The organism is Stenotrophomonas sp. STEN063 (genome assembly GCF_056854515.1).
The window spans coordinates 20,447-28,907 of the sequence record NZ_JBXFWF010000062.1; the positions used below are offsets into that span (position 1 = coordinate 20,447).

At 66.1% G+C, this 8,461-nt stretch carries 9 protein-coding genes; 2 read left to right on the plus strand and 7 right to left on the minus strand.

All coding sequences use genetic code 11. The features are described 5' to 3' along the window. Positions 1 to 255 precede the first annotated feature (255 nt). From purD to prmA, 7 genes are all read right to left on the minus strand, one after another. A complete protein-coding gene (gene purD, locus AC1VWL_RS15330) occupies positions 256 to 1,542 on the minus strand; it encodes a phosphoribosylamine--glycine ligase (protein ID WP_482987258.1) in 1,287 nt (428 codons plus the stop codon). 21 nt (positions 1,543 to 1,563) lie between these two features. After that, complete coding sequence (locus AC1VWL_RS15335; RefSeq protein ID WP_482987259.1) at positions 1,564 to 1,974, minus strand: hypothetical protein; 411 nt, start codon at positions 1,972 to 1,974, stop codon at positions 1,564 to 1,566. Continuing rightward, on the minus strand, positions 1,974 to 2,801 hold the full coding sequence (locus AC1VWL_RS15340) for a hypothetical protein (RefSeq protein ID WP_482987260.1): 828 nt from the start codon (positions 2,799 to 2,801) through the stop codon (positions 1,974 to 1,976). Before AC1VWL_RS15340 ends, AC1VWL_RS15335 begins: the two co-directional genes overlap by 1 nt. A gap of 22 nt (positions 2,802 to 2,823) precedes the next feature. Beyond that, positions 2,824 to 4,407 (minus strand): bifunctional phosphoribosylaminoimidazolecarboxamide formyltransferase/IMP cyclohydrolase, encoded by a 1,584-nt coding sequence (gene purH / locus AC1VWL_RS15345; RefSeq protein WP_481614463.1) that lies wholly within the window; start codon positions 4,405 to 4,407, stop codon positions 2,824 to 2,826. 219 nt (positions 4,408 to 4,626) lie between these two features. Then, complete coding sequence (gene fis / locus AC1VWL_RS15350) at positions 4,627 to 4,899, minus strand: DNA-binding transcriptional regulator Fis (protein WP_057626401.1); 273 nt, start codon at positions 4,897 to 4,899, stop codon at positions 4,627 to 4,629. 99 nt (positions 4,900 to 4,998) lie between these two features. Beyond that, a complete protein-coding gene (locus AC1VWL_RS15355) occupies positions 4,999 to 5,916 on the minus strand; it encodes a DUF3426 domain-containing protein (RefSeq protein ID WP_482987261.1) in 918 nt (305 codons plus the stop codon). Positions 5,917 to 5,945: 29 nt separating this feature from the next. After that, positions 5,946 to 6,860 carry a 50S ribosomal protein L11 methyltransferase gene (gene prmA, locus AC1VWL_RS15360; RefSeq protein ID WP_482987262.1) on the minus strand — a complete coding sequence of 305 codons (915 nt, stop codon included), beginning with the start codon at positions 6,858 to 6,860 and terminating at the stop codon, positions 5,946 to 5,948. Between the two features lie 147 nt (positions 6,861 to 7,007). On the opposite strand from prmA, the gene AC1VWL_RS15365 reads away from it, so the two are divergent. Both AC1VWL_RS15365 and AC1VWL_RS15370 read left to right on the plus strand, forming a co-directional pair. Beyond that, a complete protein-coding gene (locus tag AC1VWL_RS15365) occupies positions 7,008 to 7,958 on the plus strand; it encodes a hypothetical protein (protein ID WP_482987263.1) in 951 nt (316 codons plus the stop codon). Then, complete coding sequence (locus AC1VWL_RS15370; RefSeq protein WP_303748684.1) at positions 7,955 to 8,314, plus strand: hypothetical protein; 360 nt, start codon at positions 7,955 to 7,957, stop codon at positions 8,312 to 8,314. The genes AC1VWL_RS15365 and AC1VWL_RS15370 overlap by 4 nt, the downstream gene beginning before the upstream one ends. Positions 8,315 to 8,461 lie beyond the last annotated feature (147 nt).

An 8,461-nucleotide genomic window follows, 5' to 3' on the forward strand; every position in this document is an offset into this window, starting at 1 on the left:
GCTGAGGCATTGCCGGTAGAGCCCCTGCCGAGCATGGCTCTGCACTACGCTCCCTCCCTTGCGCCGCAGGCGTAGGGGAGGGTTGGGGAGGGGTGGCTTTTGCAGCATCGCCGGTAGCGCCCCCTGTCGAGCATGGCTCGGCACTACCGTTTGCGCTCCCTCCCTTGCACGCAGTGCAGGGGAGGGTTGGGGAGGGGTAGCTTCTGCGGCGTTACCGGTAGAGCCCCTGCCGAGCATGGCTCGGCACTACCGTGCTTACAGCTGCTCGCGCGTGATCGCGCGCCAGCCGATGTCGTTGCGGTGGAACTCGTTGGCCCAGTGGATTTTTGCAACGCCTGCATACGCATGCTTCTGCGCATCACCAACGCTGTCACCCAAGGCGGCAACACACAGCACACGGCCACCGGCGCTGACGACATTGCCGTCAGCATCCAGCGCGGTACCGGCATGGAACACCTTGGCGCTGGCCGGCACATCACCCAAACCGCTGATCACATCACCGGTGATCGGCGTTTCCGGATAGGGCTTGGCAGCCAGCACAACGCCCAATGACGGACGCGGATCCCATTGCGCTTCCACACCTGCCAGCGCGCCATCAATGGCCGCTTCGACCAGATCCACCAGATCCGACTGCAGGCGCAGCATCACCGGCTGGGTTTCCGGGTCGCCGAAGCGCACGTTGAACTCGATCACCTTCGGCGCGCCAGCGGCATCGATCATCAACCCGGCATACAGGAAGCCGGTGAACGGCACGCCGTCGGCGATCATGCCGGCCACGGTCGGTTCAACGACTTCACGCATCACCCGTGCATGCACGTCCGGCGTAACCACCGGCGCCGGCGAGTAAGCGCCCATGCCGCCGGTGTTCGGGCCGGTATCGCCATCACCAACGCGCTTGTGGTCCTGGCTGGTGGCCATCGGCAATGCGATGCGGCCATCGACCATCGAGATGAAGCTGGCTTCTTCGCCTTCGAGGAATTCCTCGATCACCACGCGTGCGCCGGCATCGCCAAACGCATTGCCGCTGAGCATGTCATGCACGGCGGCCTCGGCTTCTTCCATCGTCATCGCCACAATCACGCCCTTGCCGGCGGCAAGCCCGTCGGCCTTGATCACGATGGGCGCGCCCTTTTCATGCAGGTAGGCCAGCGCGGAATCCACTTCGGTATGCACGGCGTAGTACGCGGTGGGAATGCCGTGACGTGCGAGGAAATCCTTGGCGAAGGCCTTGCTGCCTTCCAGCTGTGCGGCAGCGGCGGTCGGGCCGAAGATGCGCAGGCCTGCCTCGCGGAAACGATCAACCACGCCCAGCACCAGTGGTACTTCCGGGCCGACCACGGTCAGGCCCACGGCCTCGTCCTGCGCCAGCTTCAGCAGGCCATCGATGTCGGTGACCTTGATCGCGACATTGCGGCACTTGCCTTCGGTGGCGCTGCCTGCATTGCCGGGCGCGACGATCACTTCGCTTACGCGCGGCGACTGCGCCAGTTTCCAGGCAAGTGCGTGTTCGCGGCCGCCAGAGCCGATGACGAGGATTTTCATGGGGTCAGTTCCTGTGGGGCATCAATGGGGAAGGCAATGGGAGGCTTTCAGCGTGACTTCGAAGAACGTCGCGCCACTGGCATCCACGAAGCGCCGGCGCACGCCACCGCCGGCGGCGTAGACCGGCTGCAGTGCCGGTTCCCTGCACAGCTCGGTGATGGCTTCATCCTCGTCACGGCGGAGTGCTTCGAACACGTCAGGCTTGGCCTTGGCCATTGCCACGCTGGCGCCGGGAAAACTCACCACGAACACGATGTCGTTGCCATGGCGATGCGCCGAGGCGGTCACCAGTCCATCGCGGTAAGGCGTCGGCAATTGCTTGCCGAGCGTGGCGAGCGCGGTGTGCTGGGCATCGCTCAGCGTGCTGTTGCCGCAGCCGGCGAGCAGGACGGCACACAGGCCGGCGGTGACTGCGAGAAGGGCATTACGCATCAGTTGCAAGCCTCCAGCTGCATGGTGGAAGGGATCAGGTAGCGCGATAGCGTGGTGTCGTAGGCGATGCTGTGGCTCTTGTTCACCGCGCCGGCACAGCCCCGACCTTTCTCCTGCACGCGCAGCGGCCAGTAAGCGAGCTGCGGCTGGCTGTTGTCGGGTGCCGCATCGAAGTTCAGGTCCAGGCGGCCGTGCGAACAGCTGCCGGAGCCATTGCAGTCAATCGCGTTGCGATCATCCAGATGGCTGCGCAGCCAGCCGGCGCTGGACAGCTTCTTGTCGCCGTCGAACACGTACCAGGCGCGATTGCGCATTGCTGCGCCAACCACCACCAGTTCGTCGTCGACCTGGAAGCCCCAGGCGTTCGCACCCAGCTGCAAGGTGGTGACGCTGCCCGGCTTGCCGCCGGTGCCGCTGCCCTGGCCGAGCAGTTCGGCGGCGACGCTGACGCCGTCGTCGGCGGCGCGGTGCAGGACGATGAAATCGGTGCTGCCCAGCTCAATCGGGCTGGCGTCGTCGTAGCTGGTGCAGATTGTCAGCATGCGGTAGTTGCCGTTCTGCACGCTGATGCTCTGGTCGGCGCAGATGTCGCGATGCACCGGGCGCGCCTGCCCCAGGTCGGCGTCATTCAGTTGCTGCGCCCATTGCCCCTGCAATTGCACGGTACTGCCATAGCGCTCCTGCAGTACCGCCATCACCCCAGCCTCGTAGCTGGGTTTCGGCTTCGCCGCAGCAGCGTCGCTCTGTGCGGGCGCGCCCTGCTGGCACCATGCCGGCTGGGCGACGGCGAGCAGGGAAATCAAACGCGGGAAAACCCTGGTCGCCATGTGCCAGCTCTCTGTGACGGAATCAGTGACGGAAGTGGCGCACGCCGGTGAACACCATGGCGATGCCATGTTCGTCGGCAGCGGCGATCACTTCGTTGTCACGCATCGAGCCGCCCGGCTGGATCACCGCGGTGATGCCGGCTTCGGCAGCGGCATCCAGGCCATCACGGAACGGGAAGAACGCATCCGATGCCATCACCGAGCCCGGTACCACCAGGCCTGCGTCGGCGGCCTTGATGCCGGCGATGCGGGCCGAGTACACGCGGCTCATCTGGCCAGCGCCAACACCGATGGTGCGCTCGTCCTTGGCGTAGACAATCGCGTTGGACTTGACGTACTTGGCAACGCGCCAGGCGAACAGCAGATCACGCGTTTCAGCCGCGGTCGGCGCGCGTTGGGTGACGGTCTTCAGTTCGTCAGCGCTCATGCCGCGGTTGTCGGCGCTCTGGATCAGCAGGCCCGAACCGATGCGCTTGGTGTCGTAGTTGTTGCGTGCGTCACCGGCCGGGATACGCAACACGCGCACGTTGGCCTTTTTGGTGGCGTAGTCCAGCGCGGCCGGTTCGTAGTCCGGTGCGATCAGCACTTCGACGAACTGGCGGTCGAGGATGGTCTTGGCGGTGGCCGCGTCCAGCGTGCGGTTGAAGGCGAGGATGCCGCCGAAGGCGCTGGTCGGGTCGGTGTTGTAGGCCATCTCGTAGGCGGCGCCGACATCGGCAGCCACGGCCACGCCACACGGATTGGCGTGCTTGACGATGACGCAGGCCGGCACCTCGAACTGACGCACGCATTCCCATGCGGCATCGGCATCGGCCAGGTTGTTGTAGCTCAGTTCCTTGCCCTGCAGCTGCACGAAGGTGGCCAGGGTGCCCGGCACCGGATACAGGTCGCGGTAGAACACGCCGCTCTGGTGCGGGTTCTCGCCGTAGCGCAGGTCCATGACCTTGATGAAGGAGGAATTCATCTGCGCCGGGTACTCATTGCGCACCGGCACCGCAGCGCTGGTGTCGGTCACGGCCGACAGATAGTTGCTGATCGCCGCGTCGTACTGGGCGACGCGGTTGAACGCGGCCACCGACAGCTCGAAGCGCTTGGCCGCGGACAGCTTGCCGTCGTTGCTGGCCAGTTCGGCCAGCAGTGCGTCGTACTGGTCCGGGCTGGTCGCCACGGCGACGCGGGCGAAGTTCTTGGCCGCGCTGCGCAGCATCGCCGGGCCGCCGATGTCGATGTTCTCCACCGCGTCGGCGAGCGTGCAGTCGGCCTTGGCGGTGACCGATTCGAACGGGTACAGGTTCAGTACGAGCAGATCGATCGCGGCGATGCCGTGTTCTGCCATCACCGCGTCATCGGTGCCGGCGCGGCCGAGCAGGCCGCCGTGCACCATCGGATGCAGGGTCTTGACCCGGCCGTCCATCATTTCCGGGAAGCCGGTGACATCGGACACGTCCTTGACCGGCAGGCCGGCCTCGCGGATCGCCTTGGCGGTGCCGCCGGTGGACAGCAGCTCGACGTTGCGGGCAGCCAGGGCACGGGCCAGATCGATCAGGCCGGTCTTGTCGGAAACGGACAGCAGAGCCCGGCGTACGGGCAGCAGATCAGAAGACATGGGGAGGCAGGGGGAAGCGGAAGCGGGCCCATATTGTAGCCGCGCGGTCACACAGAAGCAGGGTGTAGTGCCGAGCCATGCTCGGCGGGGGGCTTCCCAGCAATGCACATGTAGTGCCGAGCCATGCTCGGCAAGGGGCTTTCCCAGCAATGCACGACGGCGGGGATTGCCGGTAACGCTTCTGCCGAGCATGGCTCGGCACTACAGGCAGCCCGGGGCTTACGCCAGCCCGTATTCCTTCAGCTTTTTGCGCAGGGTGGCGCGGTGGATGCCCAGCAACGCCGCGGCGCGGCTCTGGTTGCCTTCGCAGTGGTTCAGCACTTCCACGAACAACGGGATTTCCATCTCGCGCAGCACGATCTCGTACACATCGTCGGCGTCGCAGCCGTCCAGATCGCGCAGGTAGCGCCGTACGGACTGGGCAACGTGTTCGCGAAGCGGCGGCTTCGGAGCGCCACGACTGGTGTCAGGACGGGTGGGGGCAGCGTTCAAGGAGAGTTCCCGGGTTCAGCAAGGTCGGGCGCGTTGGCCCGGCATGGGGGAGGGAGTCTAGCGCGTGGGCCGTCGGCCTGCCACGCCATTGTCCCGCGTTTACTGAAATTCGAAGCTGAAGGCGACCGTGGCAGCGGCCGGTTCGCGCAGCCGGAATGACACCTGCGCACTCTGCCCAGGCTCCAATCGCGCCAGCGGATCAGCGCCTGGGCCCAGGTATTCGGCCGGTTGCAGGGTACGCCGGCCGATCACCCGGCCATCGGCATCGGACAGCGACAGGCGCAGCGCCGGCCAGGCCTGTGCCCAGCGCGCATCATTGCGGAAGCTGGTCTGCACCTGCAGCGCACCGGCCTGCCCGGGCACCGGGCGGATATCGCGGCTGAGCATGCTGAACGCGCTGGGCTCATGCCACGGCGGCAGCGAGCAGCGCAGCACGCTGCACAGGCCGCTGACCAAGGGCCGGGTACCTGCATCGGCAGCGAGTGTGGCGCGGTCGGCAAGAATGATCTGCAGGCCGAGCAGCAGGGCCAGTGCCAGTACCAGTCCCCATTGCCAACGTGGCGTGTCGGCCGGCGGTGCCGCATGCGCGCGGCTTGCGCGCGCGAAGCTGGGCGCAAGGACGGTAGGCGATGCGCTGTCTTCCGTCGGTTCCGTGTCCTCGCTGCCAGCGTTGCCGCCGATGACGGCCGCTTGCGGCAGGACCAGCTCGGGTTGCGCCGCTTCCAGCTGCGGTTCTGCAGTGCGCTCGGCTGCGGCCGGTTCAACGTCAGCACGCTCTGCCTCGACATGCTCGACTTCGGCCTGTGTGACTTCAGCCCGTGTGACTTCAGCCTGCTCGACGTCAACCTGCACCCGTTCGGCCTGATCCGTCGGCAAAGGCAGATCAAGCGCCAGCGTCGCCTGGGTGTCATCGCTCGTGGTCGCCGCAGGCGCGTCTGGCTTCGGCGTACTCGGCTTGGCCGGACCTTGCAGGAAGGTGGCCAGGGAAGGCTGGGCAGGCGTGGTTTCGTCAGTCATGGCTGGGCTGGCTGAGGCACTGGCCCCATTCAAGCACGGCGCACGCCGGTGATGCGCATCCAGTCGCCATCCTGGGTGGCTTCAAGCTGCTCGAACCAAGCGGCATAGCGCTCCAGCAGTTCGCCTTCTTGGCCGTGGAGTATGCCGGACAGGGCAATCTGCCCACCCATGGCGACACGCGCGGCCAGCAATTCGGCCAGTGCGTCCAGTGCCGAGGCCAGGATGTTGGCGACCACGATCGGGTAGGTGGCAACCGGCTCGTCTTCCGGCAGGTAGGCGGCGATATGCACGCCGTTGCGCTCGCCATTGTCATGGGTGGCGATCAGCGCCTGCGGGTCGTTGTCCACGCCTACTGCGGCGGCTGCACCCAGCTTCAGCGCGGCCAGCGCGAGGATGCCCGAGCCGCAACCGAAATCGAGCACGGTGTTGCCGGCCAGCTTGCCCTCGGCGGAGAGCTGGTCCAGCCAGCGCAGGCACAGTGCGGTGGTCGGGTGGGTGCCCGAGCCGAAGGCCAGGCCCGGGTCCAGGCGCACGATGGCGGCATCGGCCGCCTGCGCGGCTTCCGGCAGTTCATGGTTCCACGGCACGATCCAGGTGCGCTGGCCGAACTGCATCGGCTGGAACTGGTCCAGCCAGGCGCGTTCCCAGTCTTCGTCCTGGACGGCGCGGAAGCTGGCCTGGGTCCATTCCAGGCCCGGATCGAACGATTCCAGTGCGGCCAGCAGCGCCAACGCGTTGGTGTCGGCCTGGAACAGCGCGGTCAGGGTCAGCTCGTTCCACAGCGGGGTTTCGCCCACGCCCGGCTCCAGGATCGCGCGCTCGTTGCTGGTGTCAGCGTCGGCATCGAGCATGGTCACCGCCAGTGCGCCGACGTCATCGAGGGCGTTCTCGTAGCGGGGCTGGGTGGCTTCGGTGCAGCGCAGGGTCAGTTCGAGGAAGGGCATGGCGGCGTACGGCAACGGCGGGACAGGGCACGCATCCTAGACGAGGCGGGCAGCAATTGCGCGTTCAGCTGGCTGGTTCAGCCGGCTCGGCCATGGGTATTGATAGAATTCCCGACCTACAACCGTGTAACCGGCTGACGCCTTCCCATGCTCTCCTTGCTGGCCAGAAAACCCTGGTATCTGTTGGTGCTGCCTGCGGCAGTGCTGATGGCTGCGCTGGGCGTTCGCAGTGGCAACCTGCTGCATGGGGACACGGCGGAAGTTGCTGCAGTCAGTGGTGCCAGTGGCGCTGAAATGGGCGCGCCGACCTTGCGTGCGGCAACCGCGGTGCCTGAGCAATCCACCGCCGTGGCGGCGGGCTTGCCGCTGGACCTGCGCGCCGCCTTTGAGAATGGCAGCGATCTGTTTGCCTATGCCCGGCAGCTACAAGCTGCTGCGGACGCGGGCAATGCCGAGGCTGGCTGGATGGCCAGCCGCATCTATGACTACTGTGGCGTGTTCGCAATGGACCCGTCGGGCTACGCGCTGGACAGTGCCGCATTGCAGCGCATGGATCTGGATGCCATTTCCGCGATGCTGGCCGCACGCGGCAAGGTGCGTCAGGGCTGCGCGGGCTTCACCGCCGCCGATGGGCTGGGCCGCGCGCGTCTGCTGCAGCAGCGCCTGGCCTCGGCCAAGGGCGGCAATCTGGCGGCCGAGGCAGCCCTGCTGTCGATGGGCGAGCCCTTGAACGATACGCCTGAATACCGCCGCGGGCTGGTGGAGCGTGTGCAGTCCTCGCAGGACCCGGAAGCCTTCCTGGCGATCTCCGGGGCGATGGGCACCGCTGCGGCGGGTGATGACGCTTACCGGGGGATGGTTGCCGGCAGTCAGTTCAGCCAATTGGCCTGGCAGGTTGCAGCCTGCCAGCTGGGCCTGGCATGCGGACCAGGCAGTGCATTGATGGTGGCGTATTGCGCCAATGGCGGGATCTGCTCGCGCGATCCCCAGCAGGATTTTCAGTCTTTCGTTTACGACGCAGCGGTACCGCGCCAGGGTATGGAAAAAATGAACGAGATGGTCAACAGCCTGCGCGATGCGCGCCGAGGTGTGCGATGAATTACAAGCGCTTCCTGCATGGGGCAAAGTTCTGGGTCTGGGTCGTGTTGTTTGTGGCCTATTCGGCGGGCGCGGTCGGCGTGGTGCTGATCGATACCTATGAAGACCGCTACCGGGCGCTGTCCAAGATCAAGCTGACCACCGTCAAATCCGACGAAGACCTGCGCCGTGCTGGTGCTACCCAGGCTGCTGCGGTGTACCGTGCGCAGAGTGGCATGCCGTTCAACACCTTGCAGCCGGGCAGCAGCTTCCAGATCGTCTGGCCGGATGGTTCGGTGGAAACGGTGACGGTGGTTGATCCGTCCTCGCCGCTGGGCACCGAGCCGCTCAAGGGCAGTGCGGTGGGCGCCGAGTAAACCGGCGTTTCCAGCAGGCACAAAAAAGGCGGGGATCCCCGCCTTTTTTGTGCGCGCTTGCTTCCGTAGTTGCGCAGGCAATAACGAACATAAGCAACCACGACCACGTACTGCGGAGGGTGTGGGGGGGTGGGGGGGGCGGGGTCC

Coding starts and splice junctions, on each gene's coding strand:
- purD (WP_482987258.1), bottom strand. CDS start 1,542: ATGAAAATCCTCGTCATCGGCTCTGGCGGCCGCGAACACGCACTTGCC.
- AC1VWL_RS15335 (WP_482987259.1), bottom strand. CDS start 1,974: ATGCGTAATGCCCTTCTCGCAGTCACCGCCGGCCTGTGTGCCGTCCTG.
- AC1VWL_RS15340 (WP_482987260.1), bottom strand. CDS start 2,801: ATGGCGACCAGGGTTTTCCCGCGTTTGATTTCCCTGCTCGCCGTCGCC.
- purH (WP_481614463.1), bottom strand. CDS start 4,407: ATGTCTTCTGATCTGCTGCCCGTACGCCGGGCTCTGCTGTCCGTTTCC.
- AC1VWL_RS15355 (WP_482987261.1), bottom strand. CDS start 5,916: ATGACTGACGAAACCACGCCTGCCCAGCCTTCCCTGGCCACCTTCCTG.
- prmA (WP_482987262.1), bottom strand. CDS start 6,860: ATGCCCTTCCTCGAACTGACCCTGCGCTGCACCGAAGCCACCCAGCCC.
- AC1VWL_RS15365 (WP_482987263.1), top strand. CDS start 7,008: ATGCTCTCCTTGCTGGCCAGAAAACCCTGGTATCTGTTGGTGCTGCCT.
- AC1VWL_RS15370 (WP_303748684.1), top strand. CDS start 7,955: ATGAATTACAAGCGCTTCCTGCATGGGGCAAAGTTCTGGGTCTGGGTC.